15 protein-coding genes, 1 pseudogene and 1 riboswitch are annotated in these 14,720 nt (G+C 57.5%); of the genes and pseudogenes, 4 read left to right on the top strand and 12 right to left on the bottom strand.

Annotated features, from left to right (window positions below; translation table 11 throughout):
* The 3 genes from M0974_RS20020 to ahcY form a co-directional block, all read right to left on the bottom strand.
* On the bottom strand, nt 1–874 hold an 874-nt coding region (locus M0974_RS20020), incomplete at its 3' end, for a hypothetical protein (protein WP_297840684.1).
* 109 nt (nt 875–983) lie between these two features.
* The gene (gene metF / locus M0974_RS20015; RefSeq protein ID WP_297840681.1) at nt 984–1,829 is read right to left on the bottom strand and encodes a methylenetetrahydrofolate reductase [NAD(P)H]; all 846 of its coding nucleotides are present in this window, start codon (nt 1,827–1,829) and stop codon (nt 984–986) included.
* A 168-nt stretch (nt 1,830–1,997) separates the two neighbouring features.
* On the bottom strand, nt 1,998–3,407 hold the full coding sequence (ahcY, locus tag M0974_RS20010; RefSeq protein WP_297840679.1) for an adenosylhomocysteinase: 1,410 nt from the start codon (nt 3,405–3,407) through the stop codon (nt 1,998–2,000).
* A 21-nt stretch (nt 3,408–3,428) separates the two neighbouring features.
* Nucleotides 3,429–3,547: riboswitch (S-adenosyl-L-homocysteine riboswitch) on the bottom strand.
* A gap of 177 nt (nt 3,548–3,724) precedes the next feature.
* Between ahcY and M0974_RS20005 the strand changes: the two genes are divergently transcribed.
* Nucleotides 3,725–4,126: a hotdog domain-containing protein gene (locus M0974_RS20005; RefSeq protein ID WP_297840676.1), complete on the top strand. Its 402-nt coding sequence runs from the start codon at nt 3,725–3,727 to the stop codon at nt 4,124–4,126.
* Between the two features lie 125 nt (nt 4,127–4,251).
* Here the strand turns inward: M0974_RS20005 and otnI are convergent, their stop codons facing one another.
* From otnI to M0974_RS19970, 7 genes are all read right to left on the bottom strand, one after another.
* A complete protein-coding gene (gene otnI, locus M0974_RS20000) occupies nt 4,252–5,040 on the bottom strand; it encodes a 2-oxo-tetronate isomerase (protein WP_297840673.1) in 789 nt (262 codons plus the stop codon).
* Between the two features lie 20 nt (nt 5,041–5,060).
* Complete coding sequence (locus M0974_RS19995; protein ID WP_297840671.1) at nt 5,061–6,518, bottom strand: SLC13 family permease; 1,458 nt, start codon at nt 6,516–6,518, stop codon at nt 5,061–5,063.
* Nucleotides 6,519–6,677: 159 nt separating this feature from the next.
* Entirely contained in the window at nt 6,678–7,316 is a 639-nt protein-coding gene (locus M0974_RS19990) for an aldolase (protein ID WP_297840669.1), read from the bottom strand.
* On the bottom strand, nt 7,313–8,605 hold the full coding sequence (gene otnK, locus M0974_RS19985; protein WP_297840667.1) for a 3-oxo-tetronate kinase: 1,293 nt from the start codon (nt 8,603–8,605) through the stop codon (nt 7,313–7,315). The genes M0974_RS19990 and otnK overlap by 4 nt, the downstream gene beginning before the upstream one ends.
* A 10-nt stretch (nt 8,606–8,615) precedes the next feature.
* Nucleotides 8,616–9,521: an L-threonate dehydrogenase gene (ltnD, locus tag M0974_RS19980; protein ID WP_297840664.1), complete on the bottom strand. Its 906-nt coding sequence runs from the start codon at nt 9,519–9,521 to the stop codon at nt 8,616–8,618.
* Between the two features lie 200 nt (nt 9,522–9,721).
* The gene (locus M0974_RS19975; protein ID WP_297840661.1) at nt 9,722–10,543 is read right to left on the bottom strand and encodes a DeoR/GlpR family DNA-binding transcription regulator; all 822 of its coding nucleotides are present in this window, start codon (nt 10,541–10,543) and stop codon (nt 9,722–9,724) included.
* Between the two features lie 157 nt (nt 10,544–10,700).
* The gene (locus tag M0974_RS19970) at nt 10,701–11,867 is read right to left on the bottom strand and encodes an MFS transporter (protein ID WP_297840658.1); all 1,167 of its coding nucleotides are present in this window, start codon (nt 11,865–11,867) and stop codon (nt 10,701–10,703) included.
* Between the two features lie 229 nt (nt 11,868–12,096).
* Between M0974_RS19970 and M0974_RS19965 the strand changes: the two genes are divergently transcribed.
* The 3 genes from M0974_RS19965 (at nt 12,097) to M0974_RS19955 (ending at nt 13,870) form a co-directional block, all read left to right on the top strand.
* On the top strand, nt 12,097–12,936 hold the full coding sequence (locus tag M0974_RS19965; RefSeq protein ID WP_297840655.1) for a DMT family transporter: 840 nt from the start codon (nt 12,097–12,099) through the stop codon (nt 12,934–12,936).
* Nucleotides 12,937–12,946: 10 nt separating this feature from the next.
* Nucleotides 12,947–13,333 carry an MAPEG family protein gene (locus M0974_RS19960; RefSeq protein ID WP_297840653.1) on the top strand — a complete coding sequence of 129 codons (387 nt, stop codon included), beginning with the start codon at nt 12,947–12,949 and terminating at the stop codon, nt 13,331–13,333.
* An 87-nt stretch (nt 13,334–13,420) separates the two neighbouring features.
* Nucleotides 13,421–13,870 (top strand): cytochrome c, encoded by a 450-nt coding sequence (locus M0974_RS19955; RefSeq protein WP_297840687.1) that lies wholly within the window; start codon nt 13,421–13,423, stop codon nt 13,868–13,870.
* Nucleotides 13,871–13,989: 119 nt separating this feature from the next.
* Here the strand turns inward: M0974_RS19955 and M0974_RS19950 are convergent, their stop codons facing one another.
* Nucleotides 13,990–14,400 (bottom strand): DUF1090 domain-containing protein, encoded by a 411-nt coding sequence (locus M0974_RS19950; RefSeq protein WP_297840650.1) that lies wholly within the window; start codon nt 14,398–14,400, stop codon nt 13,990–13,992.
* A 39-nt stretch (nt 14,401–14,439) separates the two neighbouring features.
* Nucleotides 14,440–14,720 (bottom strand): annotated as a pseudogene (locus tag M0974_RS19945) (DNA ligase B); the annotation flags it as partial.

The raw sequence follows: 14,720 nt of genomic DNA, 5'->3' as shown, positions 1-14,720 counted from the left end.
GTATCTCCCGCAGAAACTGCCGCTGCGTAGAGGGCACGCCCACAGTCGCCGCCTTGTACATCAGACGCTTCCACGTCGGGGGGCGCGGTAGGTTGGTAGTAACGCGCCGAGTATCATCCAACGCTGCGTGGCTGAGCGGAGTATCGCCATGTTTCGCCAGCCAGGCACGGACTTTGGCTCGGAACAGCTGTTTGCGGCTCCAGTAGTGGTGGATAAGGTCAGTGCACTCATTGACCTTTTTAGTGCGATAAACCGCCACGCTCAAGCAGAACTCTTCGAGGTTGAAGGAGGTTGTCACTTCTGGGTAAAACTCATCCATCATGGCAATGGAGTGGTCCAGCACGCCTGCGTCTTCACGCATCAGGCCGATAACCCCGGAGTTAAGCAGCAGCATCTGATCATCGGTCAGGCCTCTGGCGCCTAGCCGTTCGGCAAGCACCGCGTACAACGACACTTCTTTATTAGCGCCATAGCGTGGGCCAAACGCATTGCACAGCAAAGTGCCAGGCTTGACCCGATCAAACAGCTTTAGCGGTGAGCAATGGAAGAAGGTGTCGGTGTCGATCAGCAGCGCGCACTCGGATTCCGTCAACACGTTACGCAGCGCTACGTGTTTGGTGCGAAAGTGATAGCCGTGGGGAGCGCTCCACTCTGCACGCGTCTCTTCGTCCAGCGGCCGAATGCGTACAGGCAGGTTTACGTAAGGCGCCGGATTGTCGGTGAACACCTGAATGTCCAACGCTTGACCTGGCGTTTCGCGCATTCCGGCAATGGCGCTGGCAATGCTGAATACAGCTTCCTGATGGTAGGTGTTCGCACCAAAAACCAGATAGACGAGCTGCGGTGCTTGCGGGGTAGAACTGGAAGTTGTCAACAGGCTAAGTCCGTAGTCCAAGGTGTCAGCAAGGCCCCGCGAATGCGAGACCTGCTGAATAAACAGGCCAGAATGTTACACAAGCATGCTCGTCACGCTGGATTTGTTTTCAGCGGGACAGCTTCAGGTTATTCCAGATGGCCAGGCTAGGTTCGGCCTGATTCAGGGTATAGAAGTGCAGGCCCGGTGCGCCGCCTTGAAGCAAACGGTCACACATTTCGGTGATGACTTGCTCACCAAACGCTTGAATGCTCTGAACATCATCACCGTAGGCTTCCAGCTGCTTGCGAATCCAGCGCGGGATCTCTGCGCCGCACGCGTCAGAGAACCGCGCCAGTTTGCTGTAGTTAGTGATTGGCATAATGCCCGGCACGATAGGGATGTTCACGCCCATTTTTCGCACGCGCTCGACGAAGTAAAAGTAGCTGTCGGCGTTGAAAAAATACTGGGTGATTGCACTGTCTGCGCCGGCCTGGGCCTTGCGCACAAAGTTGGTCAAATCGTCTTCGAAATTGCGCGCTTGCGGGTGCACTTCCGGATAGGCGGCAACTTCAATGTGGAAGTGACTGCCGGTTTCTTCACGAATGAACGCAACGAGGTCGCTGGCGTAGCGCAGTTCACCGCTGGACATGCCCATGCCCGAAGGCAGGTCGCCGCGCAGGGCAACAATGCGCTTGATCCCAGCCTCTTTGTATTGAGTCAATAAGGCGCGCAAGTCGGCCTTACTGTCGCCTACGCAGGACAAGTGCGGGGCAGCCGGGATTTTCACTTCGCTCTCAAGCTGCAGCACGGTATTGATCGTGCGGTCACGGGTGGAACCGCCTGCACCGTACGTGCAGGAAAAGAAATCTGGGTTGTAAGTGGCCAATTGACGAGCGGTGGCGAGCAGTTTTTCGTGCCCGGCATCGGTCTTGGTCGGAAAAAATTCGAAGCTAAAACCACGGTCTTGGAGCATGGACGCCGATCTCATGTTGGAGCGGGCTTGCCCGCGATAAGGTCGGAACGACCTTCAAAATGTCGATAATGGCTGTTGCGACCGCTTCGCGCTTGTTCGCGGACAAGTCCGCTCCCACAGGGGAGCGGACAGCCCGAGATCAATTGCTGGCGCGCAAACGCCGATCAATCAATAACGATAAGCGTGCGGCTTGAACGGGCCTTCAACGGCGACGCCGATGTAGTCAGCTTGGGTCTTGGTCAGTTGAGTGACAACGCCACCGAAACCACGAACCATTTCCAGCGCTACTTCTTCGTCCAGCTTCTTCGGCAGAACTTCTACGGTCAGACGCTCGGCTTTTTTGGCCGGTGTCAGATCGGCGTACTTCTGATCGAACAAGAAGATTTGCGCCAGTACCTGGTTAGCAAACGAACCGTCCATGATGCGGCTCGGGTGACCTGTCGCGTTGCCCAGGTTTACCAAACGGCCTTCGGCCAGCAGGATCAAGTAGTCATCGTTGTGTGGATCGAACGTGCCAGCGCCGGTACGGTGAATCTTGTGAACCTGCGGCTTCACTTCTTCCCATGCCCAGTTTTTGCGCATGAAAGCGGTGTCGATTTCGTTGTCGAAGTGACCGATGTTGCACACGACCGCACGTTTCTTCAGGGCCTTGAGCATGTTCGAGTCGCAAACATTGACGTTACCGGTGGTGGTCACGATCAGGTCGATCTTGCCCAGCAGCGCAGTGTCGATGCTAGCGGCGGTACCGTCGTTGATCCCGTCGATGAACGGCGAAACCAGTTCGAAACCGTCCATGCACGCTTGCATAGCGCAGATAGGATCGACTTCGGTAACTTTAACGATCATGCCTTCCTGACGCAGCGACTGTGCGGAGCCCTTGCCCACGTCACCGTAACCGATGACCAGCGCTTGCTTGCCGGACAGCAGGTGGTCGGTGCCGCGCTTGATGGCATCGTTCAGGCTATGACGGCAGCCGTACTTGTTGTCGTTTTTGCTTTTGGTCACGGAGTCGTTGACGTTGATGGCCGGGATTTTCAGCTCGCCCTTGGCCAACATGTCCAGCAGGCGGTGAACGCCGGTGGTAGTTTCTTCAGTCACGCCGTGGATGCGCTCGAGCATCTGCGGGTATTTCTTGTGGATGATCTCGGTCAGGTCGCCGCCGTCGTCGAGGATCATGTTGGCGTCCCAAGGCTGGCCATCTTTAAGGATGGTTTGCTCGATGCACCACTCGTATTCAGCTTCTGTTTCGCCTTTCCAGGCGTAAACCGCAATACCGGCAGCAGCAACAGCGGCAGCGGCCTGGTCCTGAGTCGAGAAGATGTTGCATGACGACCAACGCACTTCGGCACCTAAGGCAACCAGGGTTTCGATCAGTACGGCAGTCTGGATGGTCATGTGGATGCAGCCGAGAATCTTCGCGCCCTTGAGCGGTTGTTCACCGGCGTATTTGCGGCGCAGACCCATCAGGGCAGGCATTTCGGATTCAGCGATGATGGTTTCGCGACGGCCCCAGGCAGCCAGGGACATGTCGGCGACTTTGAAGTCGTTGAAATCAGCGGGCGAAATTACAGCACTCATTGAGAGTCTCCATTCGTAGTATGCGAATGGGCGCCGTTGTGCGTTTAAGGTTTGATCGGCTTGATCCTGAGAATCAGCTGATTAAACAACGCCCTATCCGAGCCTGACAGGATGAACCTGCTGCAGCGCCCCTCGGACAGGTGGCGGGAACGGTATCAAGCGAAGATGACCGTTTTGAAGCGACGGCGATTATAGCTGGGTTTCAGCGGCAAGTGGCAAGCTGCAAGCGGTAAGAAGACGATCAGTGGCTTTTCACTTGCAGCTTGGGGCTTGAACCTTGAAGCTTAAAGCTCAAACGGTACGTTTTTGGAGTGAACATGAATTTCCACACCCGCAAGTGGGTTAAACCCGAAGACCTCAACCCCAACGGCACCTTGTTCGGCGGCAGTCTGTTGCGCTGGATCGACGAAGAAGCGGCGATTTACGCCATCGTCCAGTTGGGTAACCAGCGCGTTGTCACCAAGTATATTTCCGAGATCAACTTCGTCAGTGCCTCGCGTCAGGGCGACATCATCGAACTGGGCATCACCGCTACCGACTTCGGACGCACCTCCATCACCTTGACCTGTGAAGTGCGTAACAAAATCACCCGCAAAAGCATCCTGACGGTCGAGAAAATGGTGTTCGTCAACCTCGGCGAAGACGGCCTGCCATCACCCCACGGCCGGACCGAGATCAAATACGTGAAAGACCAATTTCAGGAAGAGGCAATCGGCTGATATTGGGCCCACATGCACCAGCCTGTGGGACCGAATTCATTCGGGAAAATGGGACAGGCGTCGGATATGCAGCGCTTGAAACTCAGCATTCCTGAATGAATTCGGTCCCACAGCGTTTGCCTGAATTAGGCTTGAGCAGCTTGCCAGTCCCGCAACCACTGCAAACCTGCGCTTGTATCGCCCTTAGGCCTATATTCGCAGCCGATCCAGCCGGTGTAACCCAACTGATCAATCAGCTCGAACAGGTACGGGTAATTCAGCTCGCCCAGGTCCGGTTCATGGCGATCGGGAACACCGGCAATCTGGATATGGCCGACACCGGCAAAATCCCGGCGCAGCTTGGATGTCACGTCGCCTTCGACGATTTGGCAGTGATAGAAGTCGAACTGCACCTTGAGGTTGTCAGCACCAACCGCTTTGCAGATGGCCTGGGCATGATCCTGGCGATTGAGGAAGAACCCTGGCATGTCGCGGGTGTTGATCGGCTCAATAAGTACCGTGATACCCGCCTCGGCCGCTTGTTGCGCGGCATAGGCCAGGTTTTCCAGGTACACCGCCTGATGGCGTTCGCGCAGTGTTTCATTGGGCAGCAAACCGGCCATAACGTGAATCCGGTCGTTGCCCAAGACATGTGCGTACTCAAGGGCGCGTGCGACACCGATACGGAACTCTTCTTCACGGCCCGGCAATGAAGCGATGCCTCTTTCCCCTGCTGCCCAATCCCCCGGCGGCGCATTGAACAGCGCCTGGACCAGTCCGTTGTCGCTCAGGCGTTGCTTGAGTTCCTGCGCGCTGTAGTCATAGGGAAACAAGAACTCCACCGCGCCGAAACCATCAGCGGCAGCTGCGGCAAAGCGATCAAGGAAATCATGTTGCGGGTAGAGCATGCTGAGGTTGGCAGCGAAACGAGGCATGTGAACTCCAGTCTTTCAGATCAGACGAATGGCCAAATCACCAGGGTGGTCAAGAAACCCAGCGTGCCGAGAATAGTCACCAATAGGGTCCAGGTGCGCAAGCCATCGCCGACGTTGACCCCGGCCAACTTAGTAAACATCCAGTAACCGGCATCGTTGATGTGCGACATCGCCAGACCGCCACCGCCCATGGCCAAACACAGCAATGCCAAATGGTTAGGGGTCAGGTGCAGTGTCGCGATCAATGGGCTGAGAATACCGGCGGTAGTCACCAAGGCAACGGTGGTCGAACCTTGTACCGCACGCAGCAGCAAGGTCAGCAGGAAGCCCAAGGCCAAAACCGGCAAACCGGTGTTACGCAGTGCTTCGGAGACTACGGCGCCGATGCCGGTATCCACCAGCACCTTGCCAAACACGCCACCGGCACCAGCAATCAGGATCACCATGGCAACACCCGGCAACGCCGAGCCGATCACGTCGGAAACCTGAGTACGGCTCCAGCCGCGACGAGAACCCAGCAAATAGGCGCACAGCAAGGTATCGATCAGCAACGCCACGAGCGGAGCGCCGAGTACGGTGAGAATACTGCGCAGCGTGGATTCGACCGGCAATAACGTGGTCGCCAGCGTACCCAGCAAGATCAGCACGATGGGCAGCACGATCAACGCAATGATCAGCCCGAAACCTGGCGCAGGTGCTGGTGGTAAAGATGCAGCCAGACTGCTGGCGCTTTCTTCCAGACCCAGGGTCTTGGCGTGGGCCGCTTCGCTAGTATTGGAATAGTCGTTGCGGGCCCAGGCTTCAAGGTCTTGATTGGTGATATGCGGGCCATAAACTTCAGCCCGGATATCGTCGGTCATTGGGTAGACCTTGCGGGTCATGCGTGCGGCAATGAAGTAGCCGATCAGGGATAGCATCGCGACGATGGGAATGCCAAACATCAGCACGCGTCCCAAATCTGCACCCAATTGCCCGGCAGCGGCCACGGCGCCCGGATGCGGGGGCAGGAAGGCATGTACCGACAGCAACGCTGCGCACATCGGCAACGCGAAGATCATTAACGGTTTGCGCGCCGCACGGGCCACGCCATACGCCAGCGGCATAAGGATGATCACGCCCACTTCGAAGAACACCGGAATGCCGACGATGAAACCTGCAATGGTCAGCGCCAGTGGCGTGCGCTTGTTGCCAAAGCGTTTGATCAAGGTCTTGGCCAGCGCTTCGGCGCCACCGGACAACTCAATGATGCGTCCGATCATCGCGCCCAAGGCAATAATAATGGCGATGTGGCCCAGGGTTTTGCCCATGCCGCCTTCGATGGTGGCCACCAATTCAGACGGTTTTACCCCGGCGACCAGCGCAACGATGATGCTTACCAGCATCAAGGCCACAAATGGCTGAAATTTGTATTTGAGGACCAGGAACAGCAGCAGTGCGATGCCCGCCCCAGCGGTCAACATGAGAAATAATGGTGTCATGCCCGGTCACTCCAACAGCACATGGGCGAGACGAGGCACGAGCATTTGCGGGTGACGCGATACGAGTGGGTCATGCTCTAGAATCCTGTTGTTATTATTTTCCGGCCACGCCGGGTTTTGCCGGGAGTCGTCAGGCGACTCTCGATCAGGTCGTGCGAATTACCATTGCGCGCCGAACACCTGGCGCAGTTCTTCCAGTGCTGCCGAGTCCAGCGGCGCTGGCTTTGGGTTACTCATCAGCCACAGCCGAGCGGTCTCTTCCAGCTCTTCAAGGGCGTAGCTGGCCTTGGCCACGGAGCTTTCCCAGATCACCGGGCCCAGCCGTTCGAGCATCACGCCGCGCACGCTGTTGGCCAGTTGCGCGACACGTTCGGCGACTTTTGGCGAACCGGGCCGCTCATAACCGATCAGTGGGATCTGCCCGACTTTCATGACCTGATACGGGGTCAGCGGCGGCAGAATGCTGTCTTCGTGCCAGACGCCCGCCAGCGTTAGCGCCACCAAATGAGTCGAATGGGTATGCACCACGCCGCCCACGGATGGGTTGCGGTCGTAGACTTCCCGGTGCAGCGCAAGAGTCTTCGACGGCTTGCTGCCGGAAATCCATTCCCCGGCCAGATTGACCTTGGCGATTTGCGTCGGATCAAGGCGGCCCAGACAGGCGTCGGTAGGCGTGATCAGCCAGCCATCGTCGAGGCGGGCGCTGATGTTGCCAGCGCTGCCGACGGTGTAGCCGCGGCCATAGAGCAGCCGGCCGATGTCGCAGATTTCCTCACGCAGGTTGTTTTCCACACTCATGGTGCTTCCCCCGCGAGTTGCTTAAGCGCCTTGCTGAAGAAGTCGCGGCCCCCGAAGTTGCCGGATTTGAGCGCTAGCGCTAGCGGCTGCGTACCTTTACTGACGGTAGCCGGAACGCCCGGATCGATTTGCGCGCCGATCTGCAGCAGCTGTACCCCCAGCGCCTGCACCACAGCACCGGAGGTTTCGCCACCGGCAACCACGAAGCGCCGTACTCCGGCCTGCAACAAGCCCTTGGCAATTTGCCCGAGCGCGTCCTCGACCAGGGCCCCGGCACGTTCAACGCCGAGCTGTTGTTGCACGGCTTTGACTTCGTCCGGCGTGCTGGTGGCATAGATCAAAACGGTTTGATCAGCTTTGCGCGCGAACTCCAGCGCCTGTTCAACCACCGGCTGGCCTGCAGCCAGTTCCAGAGGATTGATGCGCAAGGCAGGGCGCTTGGCTTCAAGCCACGCCGCGACCTGTCCATTGGTCGCGACCGACGCGCTGCCCGCCAGCACCACTTCGCCGCCGGTGACAGGTTCGAGTTGGGCCGCGTCGATGGCTCGCAGTTTGCCCGCTTTGCGGAAATTCCCCGGCAGGCCCAAGGCCAGCCCCGATCCACCGGTCAACAGTGGCAGGTCGGCACAGGCTTCGCCCAGGGTGTACAAGTCGGCATCAGACAAGGCGTCGGCAATTGCCATCTTCACGCCGTCAGCACGCAGCTCAGCGATTTTGCTGCGTACGCCCTCAACGCCTTTGGCAATGCTGTCGTAGCGCAACAAGCCGACTTTCAATTGGGTTTGCGATTGCAGCACGCGCACCAGATTGGCATCGGTCATTGGCGTCAGTGGGTGATGTTGCATGCCCGATTCGCTGAGCAATTGGTCCTGCACAAACAAATGACCACGGAAAATTGTGCGGCCATTTTCCGGGAATGCCGGGCACGCCAAGGTGAAGTCGCTGCCCAGCTTTGCCAGTAAGGCCTCACTGACCTGACCGATGTTGCCTGCTGCGGTGGAATCGAATGTCGAGCAATACTTGAAGAAAATCTGCTCGCAGCCCTGTTCACGCAACCACTGCAGCGCGGCCAGCGACTCGGCCACGGCTTCAGTCGCAGGCGTGGTGCGGGATTTCAAGGCAATCACAATGGCGTCGGCGTCCAGGCTGGCGGCCATTTCAGCGGTGGGGATGCCAATGCTTTGCACGGTGCGCATGCCACCGCGCACCAACATGTTGGCCAGGTCGGTCGCGCCGGTGAAGTCATCGGCGATGCAGCCGAGCAACGGCCGAGAAGGGGAAAGACTCATCGGACGCTCCTTATGCTTGGTCTGGCTTGGCAACCGGCAAGGTGATGCCAGGGAAAATTTTGATCACGGCGCAATCGTCTTCACGACCAAAGCCGGCACTGGAGGCCTGCATGAACATCTGGTGGGCGGTGGCAGACAATGGCAGCGGGAATTTGCTGGCGCGGGCGGTATCCAGTACCAACCCCAAGTCCTTGACGAAAATGTCCACGGCCGACAGCGGGGTGTAATCGGCTTTTAGAATGTGTGGCACACGGTTCTCGAACATCCACGAGTTGCCGGCGCTGTGGGTAATCACTTCGTAAAGCGCATCGGCATCGACGCCTTCACGCAAACCCAGCGCCATGGCTTCGGCACTGGCTGCAATGTGCACGCCCGCGAGCAGTTGGTTGATGATTTTTACTTTCGAGCCGAGACCGTGTACATCGCCCAGGCGATAAACCTTACCGGCCATGCCGTCGAGGATGGCTTGGCCCTTGGCGTAGGACTCAGCCGGGCCAGAAGTCATCATGGTCATTTCGCCCGCTGCGGCTTTGGCTGCACCGCCAGAAATTGGGGCATCGAGGTACAGCAGGTTTTGTGCGACGAGGCGTTGCCCCAGTTCCACGGCGAAGGTCGGCGCGACGGTGGCGCAACCGATAACCAGGCTGCCAGGGCGCAGTGCGGCGATGGCACCGTTCTCGCCAAACAGCACGGTTTCAGTTTGTTCGGCATTGACCACAACCGTGATGATGACATCACAATCCGCTGCCATGGCTGCTGGAGTGGCGCAGGCTACGCCGCCTTCGCTGGCAAATTGCTCGGTGACGCTGCTGCGTACATCACAGGCATGCACATTGAAACCACTGCGCAGTAACGAGCGGGCGATGCCCAAACCCATCGCACCCAAACCAATAACGCCGACATTCTTATTAGTCATGCTGTGTTCCTCGGATGTTATGCCGATGCTCTGCGTGCCAGCATTCAGGCAATGTTGTTCTTATCTGTGAATTCGATAGTGAATCAGTGAGCGGATAATGTGAAGTATTTTTATTTTTCACATGGATTCACATCTGCGCTGCCGCACAGCAAACATAAGCTCCTACAGGGATTTTGTGTCACACAGGAAGTGGGGGTGTTTCAGCGAGCGCTGCCTGCTGGCGCCAAGAGCAACTCAATCCGTTGCTTGCGGATCCCGTCTGCAGCAGCCTCAGCCAATGCCGCGTCGCTGATGATCAGGTCGAACTGCTCCAGTGCGCAGATCTTGTACATGCCGAAGGTGCCGTACTTGGAGGCGGTGGCGATGAGCACGGTTTGTGACGCGGACTGCATGGCCGCTTGCTTGACCTCGACCTTCAAGGCTGAAGGCGTGGTGGTGCCGCGTTGCAGGTCCCAAGAGCTGGTGGACATGAACGCGATGTCGGTGGCGAGCTGGCGCAAGGTGGCCGCAGCGAGGCCACCGATGCACGAACGATTCGCGTGGTCCATCAGCCCACCGGTATGGATGACGTCCACATGGCCCGCGTCGGCCAACGCATGGACGATGCCGAAGTCGTTGGTTACCACGGTCATGCCCGATAGCGCGACGATGTGCGGGACGATTTCCAGAGTGCTGGTCCCGGCATCCAGGTAAACCGTCATGTCGGCGTGCAATAAGCCCGCTGCGAGGCGCGCCATGCCTTGTTTTTGCGGCAGTTCAATCACCGCCTTAGATTGATGACTGGGTTCGCTGTGCACTTGACTGGCAATGCGCACACCGCCGGTTACCGAATAAGCACGTCCTTCCTGTTCTAGAAGCGCGACGTCGCGGCGAATGGTCATGTGCGAGCAGTCGAACATTTCCACCAACTGATGCACGCTGAGTACCTGATGCTTGCGCAACTGGCGCAGCATCAACTCCCGGCGCTGCTCGGGAATCATCGGTGTGCCGCCAACAATGGCGATCTCCTCGTTGCTGGGCATGCGTGCTCCTGAGCCTCGACTGGGATTGGAGGCATCTTAGCCAATCGCGCCGGATATCTGTAGGATCGAATTCATTCGGGAAGCGGGCGTCGCAGTTTGTCTGAGGATTTGCGGTGTGGCTTTCCCGAATGAATTTGGTACCTACAGGCGAAGCGAGCTATGAAATACCAATAGTTTGAGCATGACGCCGCTGCAAGTAGATGTAGTACAGCGCCGTCAGCACGGTAAGGACTGCGAGCGCGGCGCCGGTCCATGGCAGGTCCGCCAGGTCGGCGCCGCTGCCGACGACCAAACCGCCGATCCACGCCCCGGCAGCATTGCCGAGGTTGAAGGCGCTTTGGTTGAGCGTCGACCCTAAGTTAGGCGCATCGCTGGCTTGATCAATAATCAGCAATTGCAGAATAGGGCACAGAGCGAACGCTACAACACCCCACACCAATAGGGTAATCGCCGCTGGAATCACCGAGTGCGCGGTCTGGCTGAACAGCGCCACAACCAACACCACTGCTACTGACATCCACACCAGCGCGGGCAGTAATCGGCTATCGGCTAACTTGCCGCCGATCATGCTGCCGCCCGTTAAGCCCAAACCAAATAGCAGCAACATGATGGTCACGCCGTGCGGACTGACGCCGGTCACGTCGCGCAGGATCGGGGCGATATACGTGAACACGCTAAAAAGGCTGGTCGACGCCAGCGCACTCATGGCCAGCGCCAACAACACATTAGGTTTTCTCAGTACCCGGAATTCGAGGGTCAGGTTGGTTTTCTCCATGGCGATGTGTTTCGGCAGCCAGATCATCTGCGCCACTACCGCTATCACACCAATCACTGCTACCGCCCAGAACGTCGAGCGCCAGCCAGCGTATTGCCCCAGGGCAGTCCCCAGCGGCACGCCCAATACGTTGGCCAAGGTCAAACCGGTAAACATCAGCGCAATCGCTTGAGCCCGCTTGTTCGGCGCCACCAGGCCGGCAGCCACCACCGAGCCAATGCCAAAAAACGCGCCATGGCACAACGCAGTAATCACCCGTGCGGCCATCAGCGCGGTATAGGTCGGTGCCAGCGCACACAAAATATTGCCGAGAATGAACATCAAGGTCATGCCCAGCAGCGTGGCTTTGCGCGGCATGTTGGCGGTGGCAATAGCAAGGATCGGTGCGCCGAACACCACACCCAGCGCATAGCCGGTGATCAATAGCCCTGCCTGTGGAATGCTGACGTGCAGGTCGGTGGCGACGTCGGGCAGCAAGCCCATGATTACAAATTCAGTGGTGCCAATGCCGAACGCGGCAACGGCGAGTGCAAGCAAGGCGAGTGGCATGCGTCTATTCCCTGTGTAGTCTTGACGCCAGAGCAAGCACACGCATGCGAACGACAAAACTCGATCCGTTAACGGTCGAGTTCAGTGGCAGCAAGCTTATTGGAATAGTTCGGGCGCGCAACTGCATGTGGCGTAACAGTGGTTAGTATATCCAGCCACGGAAATATGGCGAATCAAATACCATGACCGGTCGCTATTAGAGAACGCTTTTACAATAAGGAAAGCTTGGGTGCTGGCTACCGTTTTAGTATTACTCGCTGCTGTACTTCACGCGACGTGGAACACGTTGGTTAAATTTAGTGGTGAACGGCTACTTGTCATCGCCAGCATGGACACTGTGGCGCTGCTTTTCGCCGTGTTGATGGTCGGTTTTGTAACGCCGCCGCCCTTTGACGTCTGGCCATGGATGCTGGCGTCGGCCGGGTTCGAGCTGCTCTATCGTGTATTGCTGATCAGGGCTTACCGGGTCGGTGACCTGGGGTTGGTCTACCCGCTGATGCGCGGACTTTCACCCTTGGTGGTACTCGGGCTTACGCTGTTTTTTGCAGGTGAACACCTCAGCACGCAACAAATTCTCGGTATCTTATTGATTCCCTGTGGCATGGTCTGCTTGCTATGGCGCGGCGGAGGCGGCGAACGCTTGCCCTGGTCAATGCTGCCGGTGGTTGGGCTGATCGGTTTGTGCATCGGTTGCTATACATGGATCGATGGACAGGCACTTAAGGTTGGCGTAAATCCCTTGGATTACCTGGTATGGCTGACCCTGATCAGTGCGTGGCCCTTTCCGCTTTTGGCCGTGAGCAACAAGCGCCACGCGTTTATGGCGTTTTGGCGTGAGCAGTGGCAGCTGGGTTTGAGTGTGGGTGTGTGCGTGCTGCTCAGCTACGCTTTGGTGTTGTGGGCCATGCAAATCGGCTCGGTAGCGGAGGCCGCTGCCTTACGCGAGGTCAGCGTGGTGTTGGTGGTCTTGTTCGGCATGCGCTACCTGAAAGAACCTTTCGGTCGGCCCCGACTCGTAGCGTGTGGGCTGGTGTTATTTGGAATGCTTTTAATGAAGCTGAAACTATAAGGATGACTGTATGACCGTTGCGTTCTGGTGCGTGTTTATCGCGATATTCCTGCCGTACCTGTGTACGGGTGTCGCCAAGTTCAGCGGCGGCAAGTTTGGCGCACGGCAAAATCATGACCCGCGCGCGTTTCTCGACAGCCTCCAGGGTTTTGCCAAGCGCGCAGACTCTGCCCAGCGCAACGGCTTCGAGATCACGCCGGCATTTGCTGCGGCGGTGATTATTGCGCAGTATGTAGGTCACGCACAGATGGTCACGATCAACGTGCTGGCGGTGTTATTCATCACCAGTCGTTTGCTGTACATCATTTGTTATCTGGCGGATTGGGCGCCGGTGCGATCGCTGTTCTGGGCCATTGGCATGGGGATCATTGCGGCGCTGTTCATCATTTCGGCGTAAGCATGCGTTTGGCTGCGGCAACGGTGCGCTTGGCCTTTGGCAATCAGCCGAGGATACTGGCGACCGTTTCCCTAGTCTAAAGCTGTCATAACCTTGAAAAGACTTTCCGTAATATTGCTGGCCTGTCTGGTATTGAGCGCCTGCGGTGGGGTAGACCCCAATTCGCCGCTCGGCCAGCGCAAGGCGATCTTCAAGCAAATGCTCAAGACCAGCGAAGACCTCAGTGGCATGCTCAAAGGGCGTGTGGCGTTCGATGGCCAGCGCTTCACCGATGGCGCGGTCAAGCTCGACAGCCTGTCCCACGAGCCATGGAAACATTTCCCGGCGGTGAAGGAAGATTCCAACAGCAGCGCTAAAGATGATGTCTGGCAGAAGCAGGCGCGCTTTCAGGCGTTGGCCAGTTCGCTCGAATCAGTCACGGGTGAGTTGGTGGTGGCCAGTAATGAGAGGCCATATAAGGCCAGTAATCTGAGCCCAGCGGTGCAGAAGGTTCAGGACGCATGCGAGGCCTGCCACAAAGAATTTCGCGATCATTAAAATCTTCGCGAGGTCATGCGTATCCCTGTAGGAGCTGCCGAAGGCTGCGATAGCGCCATCGAGATCGCAGCCTTCGGCAGCTCCTACAGGGGTTGTGTCAATAGGATTAACTAAGCACTTCAATCGTCATCAGGCTCGATCTTCTCGAGCTCTGCATGGGCGTCTTTCAGATCTTGGCGGGCTTCGGCGAGCTTGTCTTTGCGCTTGTTGATTTTGTCCGGATCGCCTTTGCTCACGGCCTTATCCAAGTCTTTTTGACGGCGGCTGACTTCGCTTTTTGCATCCAGCACTTTGTTTTCAAGCTCTTTGAGCAACGAGGCGTCGGTGCAATTGGCGGTGACTTCGCTCAACGCCTTTTCCAGACCGGCCTGCTGATCACTTTTGCCATTGGCTTTGGCCTGTTCAATTTGGGTGCTGATGTCCTGACGCTTGGCGGCGCAGCCTGTCAGTGGCGGCGCGTCCGCTGCAAAAACAGGTGCAGCGAGTAGGCCGCACGCAGTCATTAGAACCAGCGGTGACAAAAATTTCATATAAGCGCCCTTAAGAATATCCTTTGGAAAAGAGAGTGACTAAAAGCCGTCAATCCCATGATTGCGTAATTGTTCACGCAGTACTTGGACGTGTGGGTGATTGAAAAAAGCGTTGAGCTGCGCTGCCCGACCTGGACCAATGCCTGGCTCGGCTTGCCACTGATCGGCGGTTCTTGCAGCGAGTAAATCCCATTGACCACCCAGTTCTACGTCAGCGGTCGGCGGTAAACCGATCGCTTTGAGCCAGCGATCAAAGGGGTGTTGCCGTGCGCTTTGAAGACTGATCAGCAGTTTAGCGCCGCTGAGTTCACCGAAGCCGG

This window comes from Pseudomonas sp. (assembly GCF_026224925.1).
Lineage (GTDB): Bacteria > Pseudomonadota > Gammaproteobacteria > Pseudomonadales > Pseudomonadaceae > Aquipseudomonas.
The sequence above is the reverse complement of the archived record's forward strand: the minus strand, read 5'-3'. Positions and strand labels throughout refer to the sequence as shown.